Source organism: Micromonospora sp. NPDC005163 (assembly GCF_053599835.1).
Genome location: NZ_JBSFYP010000011.1, coordinates 26,058 through 46,100, shown reverse-complemented (window position 1 = coordinate 46,100; position 20,043 = coordinate 26,058). Strand labels below are relative to the sequence as shown.

Annotated in this window: 14 protein-coding genes and 1 pseudogene; 8 read left to right on the top strand and 7 right to left on the bottom strand. The window is 70.5% G+C overall.

The genetic code is table 11. From position 1 onward, the window contains the following. Positions 1–28: 28 nt before the first annotated feature. Entirely contained in the window at positions 29–3,559 is a 3,531-nt protein-coding gene (dnaE, locus tag ACWD6N_RS10655) for a DNA polymerase III subunit alpha (protein WP_354964170.1), read from the top strand. A gap of 24 nt (positions 3,560–3,583) precedes the next feature. On the opposite strand, the gene abc-f is transcribed toward dnaE, so the two are convergent. Next, on the bottom strand, positions 3,584–5,221 hold the full coding sequence (gene abc-f / locus ACWD6N_RS10650; RefSeq protein ID WP_354964171.1) for a ribosomal protection-like ABC-F family protein: 1,638 nt from the start codon (positions 5,219–5,221) through the stop codon (positions 3,584–3,586). 267 nt (positions 5,222–5,488) lie between these two features. On the opposite strand from abc-f, the gene ACWD6N_RS10645 reads away from it, so the two are divergent. Continuing rightward, positions 5,489–5,881: a type II toxin-antitoxin system RelE/ParE family toxin gene (locus ACWD6N_RS10645; RefSeq protein ID WP_354964172.1), complete on the top strand. Its 393-nt coding sequence runs from the start codon at positions 5,489–5,491 to the stop codon at positions 5,879–5,881. Next, a complete protein-coding gene (locus tag ACWD6N_RS10640) occupies positions 5,881–6,195 on the top strand; it encodes a transcriptional regulator (protein ID WP_354964173.1) in 315 nt (104 codons plus the stop codon). The genes ACWD6N_RS10645 and ACWD6N_RS10640 overlap by 1 nt, the downstream gene beginning before the upstream one ends. Before the next feature lie 168 nt (positions 6,196–6,363). Here the strand turns inward: ACWD6N_RS10640 and ACWD6N_RS10635 are convergent, their stop codons facing one another. Next, a complete protein-coding gene (locus ACWD6N_RS10635) occupies positions 6,364–7,059 on the bottom strand; it encodes a response regulator (protein WP_354964174.1) in 696 nt (231 codons plus the stop codon). Then, entirely contained in the window at positions 7,056–8,642 is a 1,587-nt protein-coding gene (locus tag ACWD6N_RS10630; RefSeq protein ID WP_354964175.1) for a sensor histidine kinase, read from the bottom strand. Before ACWD6N_RS10630 ends, ACWD6N_RS10635 begins: the two co-directional genes overlap by 4 nt. A 100-nt stretch (positions 8,643–8,742) precedes the next feature. Between ACWD6N_RS10630 and ACWD6N_RS10625 the strand changes: the two genes are divergently transcribed. Next, positions 8,743–10,134 (top strand): cation:dicarboxylate symporter family transporter, encoded by a 1,392-nt coding sequence (locus ACWD6N_RS10625; RefSeq protein ID WP_354964176.1) that lies wholly within the window; start codon positions 8,743–8,745, stop codon positions 10,132–10,134. Positions 10,135–10,246: 112 nt separating this feature from the next. Then, entirely contained in the window at positions 10,247–10,813 is a 567-nt protein-coding gene (locus ACWD6N_RS10620) for an NUDIX hydrolase (RefSeq protein ID WP_354964177.1), read from the top strand. Positions 10,814–10,816: 3 nt separating this feature from the next. On the opposite strand, the pseudogene ACWD6N_RS10615 reads toward ACWD6N_RS10620, so the two are convergent. The 3 genes and pseudogenes from ACWD6N_RS10615 to ACWD6N_RS10605 form a co-directional block, all read right to left on the bottom strand. Then, positions 10,817–11,092, bottom strand: a pseudogene (locus ACWD6N_RS10615) (XRE family transcriptional regulator); the annotation flags it as partial. 27 nt (positions 11,093–11,119) lie between these two features. After that, on the bottom strand, positions 11,120–12,211 hold the full coding sequence (locus ACWD6N_RS10610) for a hypothetical protein (protein WP_354964178.1): 1,092 nt from the start codon (positions 12,209–12,211) through the stop codon (positions 11,120–11,122). Between the two features lie 149 nt (positions 12,212–12,360). Then, positions 12,361–12,942: a hypothetical protein gene (locus ACWD6N_RS10605; protein WP_354964179.1), complete on the bottom strand. Its 582-nt coding sequence runs from the start codon at positions 12,940–12,942 to the stop codon at positions 12,361–12,363. A gap of 248 nt (positions 12,943–13,190) precedes the next feature. On the opposite strand from ACWD6N_RS10605, the gene ACWD6N_RS10600 reads away from it, so the two are divergent. The 3 genes from ACWD6N_RS10600 (at position 13,191) to ACWD6N_RS10590 (ending at position 18,823) form a co-directional block, all read left to right on the top strand. Next, positions 13,191–15,302 carry a protein kinase domain-containing protein gene (locus ACWD6N_RS10600; RefSeq protein ID WP_387325728.1) on the top strand — a complete coding sequence of 704 codons (2,112 nt, stop codon included), beginning with the start codon at positions 13,191–13,193 and terminating at the stop codon, positions 15,300–15,302. A 102-nt stretch (positions 15,303–15,404) separates the two neighbouring features. Continuing rightward, positions 15,405–17,591: an FUSC family protein gene (locus ACWD6N_RS10595; protein ID WP_387325725.1), complete on the top strand. Its 2,187-nt coding sequence runs from the start codon at positions 15,405–15,407 to the stop codon at positions 17,589–17,591. A 194-nt stretch (positions 17,592–17,785) separates the two neighbouring features. After that, positions 17,786–18,823: an aminotransferase class V-fold PLP-dependent enzyme gene (locus ACWD6N_RS10590; protein WP_354964181.1), complete on the top strand. Its 1,038-nt coding sequence runs from the start codon at positions 17,786–17,788 to the stop codon at positions 18,821–18,823. A gap of 21 nt (positions 18,824–18,844) precedes the next feature. On the opposite strand, the gene ACWD6N_RS10585 is transcribed toward ACWD6N_RS10590, so the two are convergent. Then, positions 18,845–20,017, bottom strand: a complete 1,173-nt coding sequence (locus ACWD6N_RS10585; RefSeq protein WP_387325722.1) for an acyl-CoA dehydrogenase family protein — start codon at positions 20,015–20,017, stop codon at positions 18,845–18,847. Positions 20,018–20,043: the final 26 nt, after the last annotated feature.

Sequence of the window (20,043 nt, the reverse complement as noted above, 5' to 3'; positions counted from 1 at the left end):
AGATCCAAATCGCCGGGGGGCGCCACGCATGGCCGATTCGTTCGCGCATCTGCACGTGCACACCGAGTACTCGATGCTCGACGGGGCGGCCCGGCTCAAGGACCTGTTCGCCGAGGCCAACCGGCTCGGCATGTCGGCGGTGGCGATCACCGACCACGGCAACATGCACGGCGCGAACGACTTCTACAAGCAGGCGATGGCCGCTGGGATCACCCCGATCCTCGGCGTCGAGGCGTACGTGGCGCCCGAGTCGCGCTACCACAAGGCGCGGGTCAAGTGGGGTCGGCCGGAGCAGAAGAGCGACGACGTCTCCGGCAACGGCGCGATCACCCACAAGACGATGTGGGCGAAGAACGCGCAGGGCCTGAAGAACCTGTTCACCCTCAACTCGCGCGCGTCCATGGAGGGGCACTACATCAAGTGGCCGCGGATGGACATGGAGTTGATCGCCGAGCACGCCGAGGGGATCATGGCCACCACCGGCTGCCCGTCCGGCGCGGTGCAGACCCGGCTGCGGCTGGGCCAGTTCGACGAGGCCCTCAAGGTCGCCGCCAGCTACCAGGACATCTTCGGCAAGGACAACTACTTCGTCGAGATCATGGACCACGGCCTCTCCATCGAGAGTCGGGTCCGTGAGGGGCTCACCGAGATCGCCCGCAAGTTGAACATCCCGCCGGTGGTCACCAACGACTCGCACTACACGGTCGAGGAGCAGGCCACCGCGCACGACGTGCTGCTCTGCGTGCAGACGGCCAGCAACATCGACGACCCGAACCGGTTCCGCCTCGAGGGCGGTGGCTACTTCATCAAGAGCGCCGACCAGATGCGCGCGGTCGACTCCTCCGAGCTGTGGCAGCAGGGCTGCCGCAACACCCTGCTGGTCGCCGAGAAGGTCGACCCGACCGGGATGTTCGAGTTCCACAACCTGATGCCGCGCTTCCCGGTCCCGGAGGGGGAGACCGAGGAGACCTGGTTCCGCAAGGAGACCTTCGCCGGGCTGGCCCGCCGCTACCCGAACGGCATCCCCGAGGGGCACGTCGTCCAGGCCGAGTACGAGCTGGGCGTCATCAACCAGATGGGCTTCCCGTCGTACTTCCTCGTGGTCGCCGACTTCATCCAGTGGGCGAAGAACCAGGGCATCGCGGTGGGTCCGGGCCGAGGTTCGGCCGCCGGCTCCCTCGTCGCGTACGCGCTGGGCATCACCGACCTGGACCCGATCCAGCACGGCCTGATCTTCGAGCGGTTCCTCAACCCCGAGCGCGTCTCGATGCCCGATGTCGACATCGACTTCGACGAGCGTCGGCGCGGCGAGGTGATCAAGTACGTCACCGACAAGTGGGGTGAGGACAAGGTCGCCCAGATCGCGACCTTCGGCACGATCAAGGCGAAGGCCGCGATCAAGGACTCAGCCCGGGTGCTCGGTTTCCCGTACGCGGTCGGCGACCGGATCACCAAGGCGATGCCGCCGGCCGTGATGGGCAAGGACATCCCGCTCACCGGCATCTTCGACGCGAAGCACCCCCGCTACGCCGAGGCCGGCGAGATCCGCGGCCTGTACGACTCGGACCCGGACGTCCGCAAGGTGATCGACACGGCCAAGGGCATCGAGGGGCTGATCCGGCAGACCGGCGTGCACGCCGCCGGCGTCATCATGTCCGCCGAGCCGATCATCGAGCACATCCCGTTGATGCGCCGCGACGCCGACGGGGCGATCATCACGCAGTTCGACTACCCGACGTGCGAGTCCCTCGGGCTGCTGAAGATGGACTTCCTCGGCCTGCGCAACCTGACGATCATCGACGACGCGGTCAAGAACATCGAGCTCAACCACGGCACGAAGCTCGACCTGCTGGGCCTGCCGCTGGACGACCCGGCCGCCTACGAGCTGCTGGGCCGCGGTGACACCCTCGGCGTGTTCCAGCTCGACGGTGGCCCGATGCGCTCGCTGCTGCGGTTGATGAAGCCGGACAACTTCGAGGACATCTCCGCCGTTCTGGCGCTGTACCGGCCCGGCCCGATGGGCGTCGACTCGCACACCAACTACGCGCTGCGCAAGAACGGCCTCCAGGAGATCACGCCGATCCACCCGGAGCTGGAGGAGCCGCTGCGGGAGATCCTGGCACCCACCCACGGCCTGATCGTCTATCAGGAGCAGGTGCAGCGCGCGGCGCAGATCCTCGCCGGCTACACCCTCGGTCAGGCGGACCTGCTGCGCCGGGCGATGGGCAAGAAGAAGAAGGAGATCCTCGACAAGGAGTTCATCCCGTTCCGGGACGGCTGCCGCGAGCGCGGCTACTCCGACGAGGCTATCCAGGCGGTCTGGGACGTCCTGGTGCCGTTCGCCGGGTACGCCTTCAACAAGGCGCACTCCGCCGCGTACGGCCTGGTCTCCTACTGGACCGCGTACCTCAAGGCGCACTACCCCGCCGAGTACATGGCGGGGCTGCTCACCTCGGTTGGTGACGACAAGGACAAGATGGCCCTCTATCTGTCCGAGTGTCGCCGGATGCGTATCCAGGTGCTGCCACCGGACGTGAACACGTCGGCCGGGCCGTTCACCCCGGTCGGCACGGACATCCGCTTCGGCCTGGCCGCGGTGCGCAACGTCGGCGCGAACGTGGTCGCCTCGATCATGCGCTGCCGGCAGGAGAAGGGCGACTACACCGACTTCTACGACTTCCTGTCCAAGGTGGACGCGGTGGTCTGCAACAAGAAGACGATCGAATCGCTGATCAAGGCGGGTGCCTTCGACTCGATGGAGCACCCGCGCAAGGGCCTGCTCGCGGTGCACGCGGACGCCATCGACGCGTACGCCGACGTCAAGCGCAAGGAGGCGGTCGGCCAGTACGACCTCTTCGGCGCGGGCTTCGGTGACGCCGACACCGGCAGCACGACGGTGATGCCGACCATCGGCGACAGCGAGTGGGACAAGCGCGACAAGCTGGCCTTCGAGCGCGAGATGCTCGGCCTGTACGTCTCGGACCATCCGCTGTTCGGCCTGGAGCACATCCTCGGCGCGGCGGCCGACACCACCATCGCCTCCCTCGCCGAGGACGGCGCGGTGCCGGACGGCGCGGTGGTCACCCTCGCCGGCATCCTCTCCGGGGTGCAGCGCCGGGTCACCAAGCAGGGCCGGGCCTGGGCCTCGGCCACCCTGGAGGACCTGGCCGGTGGGGTGGAGACGCTGTTCTTCCCCAACACCTACGAGGTGATCGGGCAGTACATCGCCGAGGACGCGATCGTGGTGGTCAAGGGGCGGGTGGACCGCCGCGACGACACCCCACGGATCATGGCGATGGACATGTCCATGCCGGACGTCAGCACCAGCGCCACCAACAAGCCGGTCACCCTCACCATCCCGGTGCACCGGTGCACGCCGCCGCTGGTGGAGCGACTCAAGGAGACCCTGGTGCTGCATCCCGGCGACACCGAGGTGCACGTCAAGCTGCTCAACGGCGGCCGCACCACCACCCTGCGGCTGGGTCCGTTCCGGGTGGCGGCGACGACCGCGCTGATGGGGGACCTGAAGAGCGTCCTGGGCCCGGCCAACGTGAGCTGACCGGGCCCCGGGACGCCGCCGGGCTCAGCCCCGGTCGGGGGCTGCGATCTCCCGCAGCTGGCCGTCGGCCAGCCGCAGCCAGCGCTGCACGCCGATCTCGGCGAGGAACCGCTCGTCGTGGCTGACCACCACGAACGCGCCCTGGTACGCGCTCAACGCGCTCTCCAGTTGGGCGACGCTGACCAGGTCCAGGTTGTTGGTCGGCTCGTCGAGCAGCAGCAGTTGCGGCGCCGGTTCGGCGCAGAGCACGCAGGCGAGGGTGGCGCGCAGCCGCTCGCCGCCGGAGAGCACCCCGACGGGCAGGTTCACCCGGGCGCCCCGGAACAGGAACCGGGCGAGCAGGTTCATCCGCTTGGCGTCCGGCAGGTTCGGCGCGTACGCGGCGAAGTTCTCCGCCACCGTGCGGTCGAGGTCCAGCAGGTCCAGCCGCTGCGACAGGTACGCGATCCGCCCGTCGGCCCATTTGATCTCGCCGCCGGCCGGTTCGAGGTCACCGTTGACGAGGCGTAGCAGGGTCGACTTGCCGACGCCGTTGGCACCGGTGAGCGCGATCCGCTCCGGCCCCCGGATCACCAGATCGGCGCCGTCGCCACCGAACAGCTCCCGGTCGTCGAAGCGGGCCCGCATCCCCTGACCGGAGAAGACCGTGCGCCCGCCCGGGACGCTGGTGTCCGGCAGGTCGACGGTGATCCGGTCCTCCTCGCGTACCGCCCGCCCAGCCTCGTCGAGTCGGGCCTTGGCCTGACCGAGCCGCGCGGAGTGCGTCTCCTGTGCCTTGCCCGCCGACTCCTGCGCACTGCGCTTGAGCCCGCCGGCCACGATCCGGGCCAGGCCGGCGTTCTTCAGGTTCTTGGAGGCGTTGCTGGCCCGCCGGTCGGCCCGCTCCCGGGCCTGCTGCATCTCCCGCTTCTCCCGCTTGACCTCCTGCTCGGCGTTGCGCAGGTTACTCTCGGCCACCTCCCGGGCGGCCTGCACCGCCTCGGTGTACGCGGTGAAGTTGCCCCCGTACCAGCGGATCTCACCGCGGTCCAGCTCAGCGATGCGGTCCATCCGGTCCAGCAGTTCCCGGTCGTGGCTGACCAGCAGCAGGCAGCCGGCCCAGTCGGAGAGGACGTCGTAGAGCTTGTGCCGGGCCTCCAGGTCCAGGTTGTTGGTCGGCTCGTCGAGCAGCAGCACGTCCGGGCGTCGCAGCAGCTGCGCCGCCAGGCCGAGGGAGACCACCTGGCCGCCGCTGAGGGTGTGCAACCGCCGGTCGAGCTCCAGGTCACCGAGGCCGAGCCGGTCCAGCTCGGCGCGGGTGCGCTCCTCGATGTCCCAGTCGTCGCCGATCGTGGCGAAGTGTTTCTCGCTGGCGTCGCCGGCCTCGATGGCGTGCAGCGCCGCGATCCGCTCGGCGACGCCGAGCACCTGGGCCACGGTCAGGTCGCCGGCCAGCGGCAGCGTCTGCGGGAGGTAACCGAGCACCCCGTCGACGGTGACGCTGCCGTCGCTGGGCCGCAGCTCCCCGGCGATCAGCCGCAGCAGCGTGCTCTTGCCGGCGCCGTTGGGCGCGACCAGGCCGGTGCGACCGCCCGGCACGGTGAAGGACAACTCCGAGAAGACCGGGGTGTCGTCCGGCCAGGAGAAGGACAGATTCGAGCAGACAATGAACGCATCAGACATGCGAGTGACCTCAAAGGGTGGGGTGGGCGCGCCAGAGCCGCCCGACGACAAACGGGGACCGGTGGAACGACGACATGGCCACGGCAGCCGCGCACACGCGCGCCGAACCGATGGCCGAACACATCCGGTCTCACCCGGAGATGTCGTCGTCACCCGCCATGTCTGGTCTCCCTGGTCGTTCGTTGACACCCAACTCCGCCGATTCTAACAACGGATCAGACCTGCTCGTCTGAGGACGCCATGTATAGGCTGAGCTATAGTTTTCCTATGTCTCATGAGCCGCCACGTCGTTGGGCGATCAGGACGACAACGGACGTCCGCGACTGGTTGCGATCCCTGCGCCAAACGGACCCCGCGACCTACCGGTCGGTCAACGTGGCGATCGACATGCTTGCGGAGACCGGTCCGGGCCTGGGGCGGCCCCTGGTCGACACCCTCAGAGGTTCGAGCATCAGCAACCTCAAGGAACTCCGGCCGAGATCTGGAAGGGACGTCGCCGTTCGGGTGCTGTTCGTCTTCGATCCCTGGTCCCAGGCAGTGCTGTTGGTTGCTGGCAACAAGGCAGGAGATTGGAATCGATGGTACGAGAAAGCGGTTCCGGTCGCTGAGATTGCGTACGAGGGCTGGCTTGCCTTTGAGAGGAAGCGGAGGGAGGGCTGATGAGCGAATTCCATGACTGGGACGACATCCGAGCTGAGCTGCACGACGGGGACGATGAAGCGCTCGATGCGGAGCGTGCCCGCACCGAAGCGTGGATCAGTGCATTCCATCTTGCTGAGGAGCGGAAGCGGCTGGGTCTGACCCAGCGGCAGGTGGCCGAGCTGATGGGCGTCACGCCTGGTCGAGTCAGCCAGATCGAGAACGGCGACCTGGAGGCCAACGAGGTTGCGACGCTGAGTCGGTACGCGCGAGCGCTCGGGGCCCGGATGCGGATCATCTTCGACTACGGCGACGACCTGCGTCAGATCGCCTGACCCTGATCCGGTTGCTAGGAAACGTCGAAGAGACGAAGGCCGTCGTGATCGGCGAAGTCGGCGTAATCCTTGCCGTGGAACGTCGCCAACGGTGGCCGGTCGACCAGACAGCACGCCGCACGTCGCGGCCGGTTGTCACGGTGGCGCAATTGGTTTGTCGGCCGGGGCTCACCTTGGCCGGTACTCGACCTCGGGGCGGCCGGGGGTGCCGTAGCGGGGGTGGCGCGCGGCCCGGTCGACGGTGACCAGGTACTCCAGGTAGCGGCGGGCGGTCACCCGGGAGATGCCGGTCAGCGCGCTCACCTCGGTCGCGGACAGCCCCACCTCCGCGCGCGTCGGGTCGGTGAGGGCGGCGCGTACCCGCTTGAGGGTCTGCGCGTCCAACCCCTTGGGCAGGCTGTGCCCGGTCGTGCCGCGCAGGGTGGCGAACATCTGGTCCACCTCGTGCTGGGCGGCCACCTCCCCGTCGGCGAGCGCCTGGGCGCGGTAGTCGGCGTAGCGCTCCAGCTTGTCGCGGAAGGCGGCGAAGGTGAACGGCTTGAGCAGGTAGTGGGTCACGCCGAGGGAGACCGCGGTGCGTACCACCGCCAGGTCCCGCGCCGAGGTCACCGCGAGAATGTCGACGCTGCTGCCGGCCGCGCGTAGCGCCCGGCAGACGTCCAGGCCGTGCAGGTCAGGCAGCCGGAAATCGAGGAGTACGAGGTCCACGTCGCCGCCGTCGTTGGCGCGCAGCGCCGCCATGGCCGCCCGCGCGGTGTGCGCCACCCCGACCACGACGAAGCCGGGAACCCGTTCGGTGTACGCCGTGTGGGCCGCCGCCAGCAGCGGCTCGTCCTCGACGACGAGCACCCGGATGTCGGTCATCGGCGTACCCCGACGATCGGCAGCCGGACGGTGAACAGGCTGCCGCCGTCGTCCGAGCGGCCCACCTCGGAACGACCACCGTGCCGGTGGATCACCTGACCGATCAGGGCCAGGCCGAGGCCACGGCCGGTGCTCTTGGTGGACCAGCCGCGCCGGAACGCGTCCGCCACCCGATCTGGCGCCAGCCCGGGGCCGCTGTCGGCGACCCGTACCACCAGTTCGTCGTCGACCGCGCCGACGAAGACCCGCACCCGGCGGGGCGCCGGCGTACCGGCCACCGCTTCGAGGGCGTTGTCGAGAAGGTTGCCGACCACGGTGAGCAGGTCGTTGGTCGGCAGCGGGCTGTCGTCGAGCCGGCAGTCCGGTTCGATCACCAGGTCCACCCCGCGCTCGCTGGCCTGCGCCGACTTGCCGAGCAGCAGCGCGGCCAGCGCCGGCTCGGTCACCGCGCCGACCACCCGGTCGGTCAGCTGCTGAGCGAGGGCCAGGTCCCGGGTGCCGAGCCGCACCGCCTCGTCGGGGCGGCCCAGCTCCACGAGGGTCAGCACGGTGTGCAGCCGGTTGGCCGACTCGTGGGTCTGCGCCTGCAACGCCTCGGTGAGCGCACGTACCGAGTCCAGTTCGCTGGCCAGGGTCCGCAGCTCGGTCTGGTCGCGCAGGGTCAGCACCGTGCCGAGCACGGCGCCCTCGAACCGGGTGATCCGCTGGTTGGCCACCAGCACCCGGTCACCGGCCAGGACCGGCTCGTCGAGGGCGTCCCGCCCGGAGCCGAGCAGCTCGGCCACCGCCGGCGGCAGGTCGATCCCGGCCACCGGCTGGTCGATCACCGCCGCGTCCGCGTCGAGCCCCAGCAGCCGGCGGCCCTCGTCGTTGACGAGTGCCACCCGGCGGTCGGTGGTCAGCACGACGAGACCCTCGCGCACCGAGTGCAGGACCGCGTCGTAGTACTCGTACATCCGGGTCATCTGGGCCGGCCCCAGGCCGTGCGTCTGGCGGCGCAGTCGGCGGCTGAGCAGCCAGGAGCCGGTCGCGGCGAGGGCGAGCGCCGGCGCGGCGACGCCCAGCAGCACCGGCAACTGTCCGAGGAGCTTGCGGTTGATCGCCGAGGTGGTGATGCCCACCGAGACCAGGCCGACGATCCGGCGCTGGTCGTCGTACACCGGAACCACCGCGCGCACCGACTCGCCGAGCGTGCCGACGTTGGTGACGGTGAACGGTTGGCCGGCCAGCGCCGGCGCGATCTCCCCGACGAACGGCTGGCCGATCAGCTCCCGGGTCGGGTGCGAGAAGCGGGTGCGGTCCGGGGCCATCACCACCACGAAGTCGGTGCCCGTCGCCAGTCGGGTCGACTCGGCGTACGGCTGGAGGGTGCTGGCCGGGTCGGCGGTCGCGAGGGCCGCGCGGACGTCGGGGGAGCGGGCCACGGTCTGCGCCACCGCGAGCACCTCCTCCTGTGCCGCCTGCTGGGCGTCGCTTCGGGCCAACCAGACGGCGCCCGCCGCGCCGGCGAGCACGAGCAGCGTCACCACCACCGCCTGGAGGGCGAACAGCTGCCCCGCGATGCTCCACTGGCGCTGGGCCACCTCCACCACCTCCTCGTTGCGCCGGTGCCGTTGCTGCTTCCGCGGTGAACAGAATGACCGCAAGGCTGTCAACGGGTGAGACGCGCTTCACATTGTCGACATGGACTCCACCGCAACCACCACCACACCGGCGCCGCCGGTCCGTCGGGACCGTACCCGTTACCTCTACCTGGCCGTCATCGTCGCCGTGCTGGCCGGCATCGTGGTCGGCCTGGTCGCCCCTGATTTCGGCAAGGAACTCAAGCCGATCGGCACCGGCTTCGTCAACCTGATCAAGATGATGATCAGCCCGGTCATCTTCTGCACCATCGTGCTGGGCGTCGGCTCCGTCCGGCAGGCCGCGAAGGTCGGCAAGGTCGGCGGACTCGCCCTCGGCTACTTCCTGACCATGTCGACCGTCGCGCTCGCCATCGGCCTGGTGGTCGGCAACCTCATCCACCCCGGCTCCGGCCTGGACCTGGGTCAGGACCTCGCCGGCGCGGGCAAGGCCGCCGCGGGCGACGAGGCCGGGGGTACGGCGGACTTCCTGCTCGGGGTCATCCCGACCACGCTGCTCTCCGCGCTCACCGAAGGGGAGGTGCTCCAGACGCTGCTGGTCGCTCTGCTCGTCGGCTTCGCCGTACAGGCGATGGGCCGGCGCGGTGAGCCGGTGCTGAGCGCCATTGGCGTCATCCAGCGGGTGGTCTTCAAGGTGCTCGCCATGATCATGTGGCTGGCGCCGATCGGCGCGTTTGGTGCCATGGCCGCCGTGGTCGGCGCGACCGGCGTGGACGCGCTCAAGAGCCTCGCGCAGATCATGGTCGGCTTCTACGCGACCTGCCTGATTTTCGTGCTGGTCGTCCTCGGCGCGCTGCTGTGGTTCGTGGCCCGGATCTCGATCTTCTCGCTGCTGCGGTACCTCGGCCGGGAGTTCCTGCTGATCCTGTCGACCTCGTCGTCGGAGTCGGCGCTGCCGCGGCTGATCGCCAAGATGGAGCACTTCGGGGTGAGCAAGCCGGTCGTGGGCATCACGGTGCCGACCGGGTACTCGTTCAACCTGGACGGCACGGCGATCTACCTGACCATGGCGTCACTGTTCATCGCCGACGCCATGGGCAAGCCGCTGTCGATCGGTGAGCAGATCTCGCTGCTGCTGTTCATGATCATCGCTTCCAAGGGAGCGGCGGGGGTCACCGGCGCCGGGCTGGCGACGCTGGCCGGTGGGCTTCAGTCGCACCGGCCCGACCTGGTGGACGGGGTCGGTTTGATCGTGGGCATCGACCGGTTCATGTCGGAGGCACGGGCGTTGACGAACTTCGCCGGCAACGCGGTCGCGACCGTGCTGGTGGGGACGTGGACCGGGGAATTTGATCGGGATCGGGCGGTTGAGGTGCTGCGCGGCGACGACCCGTTCGACGAGGCGACAATGCTCGACGAGCACGACAACGAGGACGAGTCGGCGTCGCGGCGGCCCGCCGACGAGCCGGCCGCGCCAGTCGGGGCGTCGGTCTGACCTCGTTGAAGAGACACCCCGGGGTCCCGCCTGCTCAACGGCAGCGGGACCCCGGGTTCACAACAGATGTGGGCACCGATCGAGGCGGGCGGAGTGAGTCGATACTGAGCCGATGACGGACGAGCAGCCGACGGAGCTGACCCGGTGGACCATTCACGGTGAGCGAAGCGTCGACGATACCCGGCGAGCGCGGCTGAGCATCGCCGACGTGGAGTTGCCTGACGGCGGACGGTTCGAGCAGTACGTGATTCGAGCACCCCGGTCGGCCATGGTCGCGGTCCTCGACGATCGCGAGCGCCTGCTGCTCATGCGGCGGCACCGGTTCGTGTTCGACCGATGGGTGTGGGAGTTGCCCGGCGGCTACGTCGATAGTGACGAGCAGCCCGATGTGTGCGCCGTACGCGAGGTGGAGGAGGAGACCGGGTGGCGTCCGCACCAGGTCGAGCCGCTCCTGTCGTTCCAACCATGGGTGGGCACCGCGGACGCCGAGAACCTCCTCTTCCTCTCCCGGGCGGCGGAGCACACGGATGGTCCGGTCGACGTGAACGAGGCCGAGCGGGTCGCCTGGATCCCGCTGGCCGAGGCGCGGGAGCTCGTGGCACAAGGCGAGATCGTCGGGGCCGGGACGGTGATCGCAGTACTGGAGTTGGTTGCCCGACAGGCGCGTGGGGAGTTGTAGGCGTCAGCGCCGGGTGCCGAGGACCGCGTCGACCCGCCGGATGAATTGTTGAACGGTGGGTCGTCGGCGGTAGGGCACGAGTTCAGCTTGCAGGTCGCGTACGTAGCGGGCGGCCCTGGCCGATTGGAGCCGTGTGGTCAGAGTCAATGCTTCCGCCCCGACGAGGCAAGCCCGCTCCGGTTCCCCTGGCTGCGCCTGCGCCGTGGCGAGAAGGGCGAGGTTGAAGGCCTTGCCGCGGACGTACTGCTCGTCCATCCGAAGAGACCGGCCGCCCCGCCGAGAGTTCACACCGAAGCGGTCACTCCATCACGGCTGAGTGGTTGCGGTAGACGAGACACGTTCCACCGGGGAAAGACTCCACAGCAGGAGCTGGAACGGGTCCTCGCCGCAGGTGAGCCATGTGCCGTCGCCGAGCGCCATCGGGCTCTCTGAAATGGGCATCGAGTACTCGACCCGACCGAGCACGTCACCCTGCGACGCGTCGACGAGCCAATGCTGCGGGCGACCGTACTCCTCATCGTTCTCGTCGGCGCTCGCGATCACCGTGCGCTCGTCGACGAAGCCGCACTGGTAGTCCCAGTAGGGCTCCTCCGCCGTGTCCGACGGTGGTTGCGGGTGGGCCTGAAGCTGGTCGGCGGCAACCTCGTGCAGCACCGCACCGTCGGGAAGCCGATGGACCGCCAGGTCTCCCTGATGGTGGGCGACCGTGAGCAACAGTCTCCCGGACGGGCTGACGTCGATGAGGGAACGGTCGTCATCCCCGATCGAGGTGACGGTGAGTTGGACGCCGTCCCACCGGCCCCACCGCAGCGGGACACCGTCCTGGCCTTCGCCGATGCTGATGCCCATCTGGCCGGGGTCGGGGTGGGGAACGTGGTGGGAGCCGGCGGCTGCGGTGTCGGTCGAGGCCCGTCCCAGGATGCGACCGTCGGTGGCGTCGATCACGAGCCACTCCTCGTCGTACTCCGCCTCCGCGTCGTCGGGCAGAGGGGTGCGTACGTGCGCCCAAGCCGTCGAGCCGTCCGCGCTGATCGCGCACGAGCCCCGATCGGGATAGCGGTGCTCGTCGGTGCCCGCGTACTCCTCGTAGGACTCGTGGAGCGACGAGCAGGGGGAGCCCCAGCACGCGTGCCGCACACTCCAGCGCAGCGTGCCGGTCTGGTCGACCGCGTGCAGAGCGTGCTGGCCGCTGAAGACCGCCAGGTCGAGGGTAGGGCTCACCGCATCGACCCCGCCCGCCCCACGCGGCCATGGCGCCGGGAACCGCGCGGCGGGAGTGTCGTCGCCGCTGAGGAGCCGGTCGAGGTCGTATGCCAACAGCTCGTCGTGCCGGCGGATCACGACGAGCCGGCGATGCGGCCACCGCTGGACGGCGGGAGTGTCGGCGGTGCTGGCCATATCGGGTACGCGAGGGGCGTTCGACGGCATCCGGAAGGACGTTACGAGGTGAGGGGTGAAGCGCACCGGAACATCCTGCCAGGATGCGCCGCCCACCACGGCTCCGGAGCGTCGTGGTCATCGGTCAGCTGCTTTCAGACGGCCTGGGGCTACGGCGTGTTGGTTTCGTCGCAGGGACGGCCGATGCCGAGGTTGACTCGGTCCTGCCGCCCGTCCGACCGGACGATGAGCGGTAGGCAGGTGGCTCGTGCAACCCACGTGCCGCCGACGAAGGCCATCCACTGAGGTTGTCCCTCCGTGGGCGCGCAGGCGTGCACCCGGGCGGTCGCCGCGGGCGTTCCCGAAGCGCCCCATCCGATCCGGGCGTCGTCTTCCCATCCGGGCGCCACCTGAAGGTCAACGACAGTTCCGGCGCGTACGACCAATCCCCATTTGGCAAATAGCCGAGCTGCTGGATCGGCCTCGCCCGATTCCTCCGCGGGCAGCACCGTGCGGCCCGGCACCGCCGCATTCTCGCCCACGAGCCGATAACCCTCCGGTGGCGTGGGCATCGCCGCTGCCGATGTCGTGCACGGCGTCTCACCACTGCTTCCGGCCGTTGCCGTGGCCGCGCCATCGACAGACGGTGTGGCAGGGCGGCTGGAGTCGCTCGGGGGCGTGCAGGCAGTCAGCGTCACCATCAGGAACGTGAGGCCCCAGAGCAGGTTCGGCCTGGTCCAGATGCCCTGCATGGGCCCCGGTCCGGCCGGAGGCCGTGCCGTACGGGTCTCGACGGGATTCGAGTTCATTCGATATTCATATCAGATCGCCGATATACGCATTGGTAACATCGCGTTGGGCGACAGTGGGCGTGCATAGTGGAGTTGTGTCGGAATGGTCCAGTGGAGGCCGCCGAAAGCCGCGTGTGACATATCCAACTGTCGCTTTCCACCTGTCGGGAAGAATTGGGCACGTAATGATCGCCAGGCACCTTCCTGTCGTGCCCGACACCCCTCGACAGTTGATTGCCAATCGCTACCGGCTGGTACGTCCGCTCGGACAGGGCGGAATGGGCCGTGTGTGGCAGGCCCGTGACGAGATGCTCCAGCGGGACGTGGCCATCAAGGAGTTGGTGGCACCGCCCGGTCTGCGTGACGACGAGCGTCGGGAGATGCGCGAACGGTCCATGCGCGAGGCTCGGGCCGTCGCCCGCCTGGGTCATGTCAACGTGGTACGCGTCTTCGACGTGCTGCACTCCGGCGACGACCCCTGGATCGTGATGGAGCTCGTCCCGTCCCGTTCCCTGCACGAGGTGCTCGAATCAGAGGGTCCGATGCCGGTGGCCCGCGCCGCGCGGATCGGGCTGGGTGTGCTGGGCGCGCTGCGGGCGGCACACCAGGCCGGCGTGCTGCACCGCGACGTCAAGCCGGCCAATGTGCTGCTCGCCGACGACGGCAGGGTGGTGCTGACCGACTTCGGTCTGGCCACCCTCCCCGGCGACCCGCGCATGACGCAGACCGGCATGGTGCTCGGCTCGCCCGCGTACCTCGCACCGGAGCGGGCCACCGACGGCGACGTCGGCCCCGCCGCCAACCTCTGGTCACTCGGCGCCACCCTCTACGCGGCGGTGGAGGGACGTACCCCCTATCAACGCTCGTCCCCGATCGCCACGCTCGCCGCCCTCGCCACCGAGGCGCCACCACCGCCGCAGCGAGCCGGGCTGCTGAACCCGCTCCTCGAAGGACTGCTGCGGCGGGAGCCGGCTCAGCGGATCAGCGCCGAGGAGGCGGATCGCCTACTGCGCCGCGCCGTCGACCCGGATGTGCCGGCCGCCCGGATCAACACCGGCGACGATTCTCGTCCGCAGATCGTGCCCGAGTTCGTCACCGTCGGGTCCGGTCCGCCAGCGTCACCGGCCGTCCCCGACGCGCCTGTTCCAACGCCGGTCCGCAGGCGTCGGGGTCGGCTGATCGGGTCACTCGCCGCTGCCCTGCTGCTCGTGTCGTTGGTGAGTGCGGCGTTGGTGAACCGCGGAATGTCCGGCGGAGCGGGCGACCGCCAGGTGGCGATGCCGACCGCGAACCCGTCGCCCATCGCCGAGACGCCGGTGTCCAGGGTGCTGCCACCGCCGCCCGCCGGCTGGCACTACCACCGCGACGATCCGCGCTTCCTCGTACCGGTGCCGGACGGCTGGCAGCCGCGGCGAAACGGTGAGCGGGCCGAATTCCGCGAGCCGGACGGCAGCCGCGTGCTCGTCGTCGACGAACTCCGCCGCGTCCCGGCGGACCTGGCCGCCGAGCTACGGGCGCGGGAGAAGGCGGAACGCAAGCGGTACGCCAAGTACCGGCAGGTCCGGCTCGCCGCGCTGCGCTACCAGGCACGGGCGGCGCAATGGGAGTGGACGTACACCGCCGAGGACGGTACGCCGATGCGCGCGGTGAGCCGCGCCTTCGTCGGTCACAACGGCCACGCGTACACGATCGGCTGGACCACCTCGGCGGCCGAGTGGTCGGCCAGCGCGGGTGTCTTCGCGCTGATCACGGATGGTTTCCAGGGCCTGCCCGTCACGGGCGGCTCGCCGTCGAGATCGGCCGGCCCACCGCCGTCCGGGGACGCAGGGCAGTCGTCGCCGCGGCCGGGCAGCGGCGCGACGACCGGCCCGGGGAATCCGGCGCAGCAGCCGTCGGCACCGCCAGCGCCCCCGTCGCCGACGCCGACCAACACGCCCACCGGGAAGCAGATCGTCGGCTTCGCCAGTGACCGCTGCATCGACATCCCGGACGGCAACGCCACCGCCGGTGCTCGACTCCAGATCTGGGACTGCCGCCGGACCGCCAAGCAGCTGTGGACCTTCCCGGCGGACGGCACGGTCCGCTCGATGGGCAAGTGCCTGGACGTCGCCGGCCACTCCACCGAGAACGGGGCCGCTGTCCAGCTGGCCGACTGCACCGGCGCGGGGTCCCAGAAGTTCACCCTGAACAAGGCCCACGACCTGGTGAACACCAGGGCGGACAGATGCGTCGACGTGCTCGACCAGAACCCCGACAACGGCGCCCGCCTGCAGCTCTGGCAGTGCAACGGGCAGGCGAACCAGAAGTGGCGGGCCAGCTGAGCGCTGACGCGGGCTATTCGGCGCGAAACCCGCCGCCACCGGGAGGCTCCATGGAAAATGGTGGGCCGGGGAGGGCGCTGCGACGAACCCGGGGGAGCCGGCGTGCTCGGAACCAGCCTCCTGGGCCGGCTTCGCAGCCGTGACCCGGGGGATGCCGTCCTGCGGCGCGCGGCACGCCTGACCCTCGTCGCGTCCGTCGTCTTCTACGCCTGCCGCTACGGCGCGGGCAGCCCGATGCTCGCCACGTACGGTCTGTTCGGCGTGGTCGCCGCCGGGTCGTTCGCGCAGCTGCCCGGTCCGGCGCCCCAGCGGGCGCGGATCCTCGTCACGTCACTGCCGGCGGTCTGGGCCCTGATCGCCGCGGGCACCCTGCTGGCGTGGAGCACCTGGGCGGCCGCCGGCGGAATGCTGGTCATCGGGTTCGTCGTGGCGTTCGCCGGGGTCGGCAACCCGCGCCTGGTCGGGCTGGCCAGCGCGTTCCAGCTCTTCTACATCCTGGCGTCCTTCCCGCCGTACCAGCCGGACACCCTGCCGGAGCGGCTGGCGGGGGTCACGCTCGCCGTCGTGCTGCTCGCGGTGGCCGAGGTGTTCCTCTGGCCCGATCCGGTGCCGGTCACCTACCGGCAGCGTCTCGTCGAGGCCACTGGTGGCGTCGCGGCGTTCCTGGAGGCCACCGCCGCCCTGTTGACCGATCCGCGGGGCGGTCACGGCGGTCGGGACACACGGCGCGAGCGGGCGTACGACGCGGTGGCCGGCCTCGCGTTGGGCCGCAATCCCCCGGAGTGGGCACCCACCGCGGCGGGCGCTCGGGACCGGGCGTTGCGAATCTGCGCGGCGGCGTTGCGGGAGGTGCTCGCCGAGGCGGACCGGTTGGCGGCGGACGCGCCGCCGGAGCCGATCCCGGACCTAGCCGCGGCGCGGCTGCTGAGCTCGTGTGCCGAGACGACCCGTGCCGCTGGCGGGAGCCTGGCGCCGGGTGCACCGCCGGTCGACCTCGGCGACCTGGACGCCGCGATCGGGCGGGCCGAGAGGGCGTACCCCGTTGGAGAGGGCGACGACCGCCACGCGCCGGACGTGCCCCGGTTGTGCCGGGACGCGACGGCGCTGGCCCTCGCCGACCAGGTACGGGTTCTCGCCGTCGGTGCCCGGGTGGCCAACGGGTCACGGCTCGAGGGCGAGGAGGTCTCGGGGCAGTTCGAGTACGCGCGGCATGGCCCGTGGACGCTGTACTGGCGACAGTTCCGCCTCCACCTGGCGCCCCGATCCGACTACCTGCACAGCTCGCTGCGGCTGGCCGTGGCGCTGGCCGTCGCGCGGGTGGCCGCCGGGGTGTTGTCGCTCACCCACGGCTTCTGGGTGCTCCTGGCGACCCTCACCGTCCTGCGCACCTCGGCGGCGGACACCCGCACGGCGCTGCGGCCCGCCGTGCTCGGCACGATCGCCGGGGTCGTCGTCAGCGGCGGGCTCCTGCTCCTCGTCCAGGAGCCCATCGTGTACGCCATCGCGTTGCCGTTCACCCTGATGCTGGCCTTCGGCGTGGGCCGCCTGCTGGGGCCGGTCTGGCAGCAGGCCCTGTTCACCGTGCTGCTGACGTTCGTCTTCGCCCAGCTCGCCCCCGAAGGATGGCGACTCGCCGCGGCCCGCCTGGTCGACGTCGTGCTCGGCGCCGTGATCGGCGTGGTCGCCGGCATCGCCATGTGGCCGCGCGGCGCGAGCCGCGACCTGCGGCGCAACGCCGCCCGCTACCTGGAGGCCAGCGCGGACGCGGTCGACCAGACCATCCGGGCGGTGCTCGGCGGCCCTCGGCCCGACCAGGCTTTCGAACGGGTCCGCAGGAGCATGGTCCTCGTCGACTCGTCCTACTGCCAGTACCACACGGAGCGGCCCGAGCCGCCGAGCCGGCGCGTGGACTGGGACGCCGTCCTGGCCGCTGGGCACCGCGCGGTGCCCGCCGCCGAGTCGTTGCTGCGGCGCAACCCACCCGGCTGCCTCGCGGGCTGGCCCGCGGTGGCGCCGTTACTACGGGACTCCGCAGGTCAACTGCGATCGGAGTACGACGACCTCGCCGACGAGGTCGCGCACGGCCGGCCGTCGGGCCCGGTGCCCCCGCCGGCTGACTGCGTCGACGAACTCGACCGGATCCGCCCCCTGCTGGGTGCGGTCGGCTCCCAGTCCTCGATCCGGCATCTGGTGGAGGTCGACCGTTGGCTGGCCGGTCTCGCCGACAGCCTCTCCCGGATCCACCCGCCGGGCGGCGGTGACGTGTCCGGCCGAGGTGGGAAGCCGTGACGGCTCAGCCCGTTGGGGCGGCAGGATGTTCGTGAGCGTTATACCTCAGTGTCATATCTATACCTCAGAGTCATCACGCTCGTCAGGGACCGGCCCGCCGCGCAGGGCGCACAGGTGGCTCGTCCATGCGCCGCAGGCCGCCGGCCGCCGATTGGCCGTGCCGAACCCGGGCCGTCCCGCCTAGCGTCGGTCCCGTGGACATCGAGCAGGCACAGCAGTTGTGGAAGCCGGAGCCCGGCTGGCTGAACACCGCCTCCTACGGGCTGCCGCCCGAGCCGGCCTGGACGGCGATGCAGGAGGCCCTGGCCGACTGGCGGGTCGGCCGTACGTCGTGGGAAGGCTGGGGAGACTCCGTGCAGCGGGCGCGTACCGCGATCGCCGGCCTGATCGGGGTGCCGGTCGGTGACGTGGCGGTCGGTGCGGCCGTGTCCCAGATTCTCGCGCCGGTCGCGGCGGCGCTGCCGGCCGGTGCCACGGTGGTGGTCCCCGAGGTCGAGTTCACCTCGAACCTGTTCCCCTGGCTGGTCCAGGAGGATCGCGGGGTCAAGGTCCGGACGGTGCCGCTGGAGTCGCTGGTCGACGCGATCGACGCCGACACCGATCTGGTCGCGTTCAGCCTGGTGCAGTCGGCCGACGGGGCTGTCGCGGCGTACGACGAGATCGTGGCCGCGGCCCGCGCGCACGGCGCGCTGGTGGTGGTGGACGCCACCCAGGCGTGCGGCTGGCTGCCGTTTGACGCGAGCCGGGCCGACGTGGTGGCGGTGGGCGGCTACAAGTGGCTGATGAACCCGCGCGGCACCGCGTACGCCTATCTGGCACCGGCGTTGCGTGACCGGCTGCGCCCCGACGCCGCCGGCTGGTACGCGGGCCGCGACCCGCACGCCTCCTACTACGGACCGCCGCTGCGGCTCGCCGACGACGCCCGCCGGTTCGACATCTCACCGGCCTGGTTCAGCTGGGTCGGCGCGGCTCCCGCCCTGGAGTTGGTCGCCGAGATCGGCGTGCCGGCGATCCGGGCACACGACGTGGCGCTGGCCAACCGGTTCCTGACCGGGCTGGGCCGGCCGCCGGGGGAGAGCGCCATCGTCACCGTCGACGTGCCCGACGCGGAGCGGCGCCTGACGGCGGCCGGCATCCGGGCAGCGGTGCGCGCCGGCCGGGTCCGGGCCTCCTTCCACATCTACTCCACCGAGGCCGATGTGGACGCCGCCCTGACGGCGCTGACCAGCTGAGCTGGTCAGCACCACCCCCGCTCAGGCCAGGTGACCGCCGATCTTCGTGTACCCGCGCAGCAGGTCGCGCGAGATGATCAGGCGCTGCATCTCGTCGGTGCCCTCGAAGATCCGGTAGAGCCGGACCTGCCGGTACCAGCGCTCGATGGGCAGCTCACGGGTGTAGCCCATGCCGCCGTGGATCTGGAGCACCCGGTCGACCACGCGGTTGACCATTCCGGCGCCGTAGAGCTTGCCCATCGACGAGGCGTGCCGGGGGTCCATGCCCTGGTCGACCGTCCACGCCGACTTCAACACGAGCCAGCGGGCCGCCTCCAGCTCGGTCTCCGAGTCGGCGATCATCCACTGGATGGCCTGGTTGGTGCCGATCTTCGAGCCGAACGTCTCCCGGGTGTTGGCGTGGTCGATGGCCATCTGAAGGACCCGCTCGGCGATGCCGATGGCGTGCGAGGGGATGGTGTAGCGGCCCTTGCCGATCCACTCCATGCCCAGCGTGAAGCCCTGCCCGACCTCGCCGAGGATGTTGCGGTGCGGCACGCGTACGCCGTCGAAGATCAGCGACGCGGGCCCGCCCTCGCCCATGGTCTGGATGAACTCCGAGCGCCAGCCCATCGCCCGCTCCACCAGGAACGCGGTGGCGCCGCCGTTGCGGGCGCCCTTCTCCCGGTCGGTCACCGCCACCACGATGGCGAAGTCGGCGTCGTTGCCGCCGGTGATGAACGTCTTCTCGCCGTCCAGGATCCAGTCGTCGCCGTCGCGGCGGGCGGACAGCCGAATGTTCGCCGCGTCCGAACCGGCACCCGGCTCGGTGATCGCGAAGCAGGAGCGCCGCTCGCCCTCGATGGTCGGGATGAGGAACTCCCGCTTCTGCTCCTCGGTGGCGTGGAACAGGATGTTGTCCGCCTCGCCACCGAAACGGAACGGCACGAACGTGTGGCCCAGCTCGGTCCAGATCAGCGACTGGAGCACCGCCGGCAGGTCCATCCCGCCGTACTCCTCCGGGGTGGCCAGGCCCCAGAAGCCGAACTTGCGAGCCTTGAGTTGCAGCTCGCGCACCTCGGAGTGGTCCAGGCCCGGCTGGTGCGCCCGTTCCCGGCGGAGCACCTCCTCCTCCAGCGGCATCACCTCGCGGCGGATGAACGACCGGACGGTGTCCCGTACCGCCCGCTCCTCGTCGGTCAGCGAAAAGTCCACGGTGGTCCTCCTGGCGTCGGTGCTGC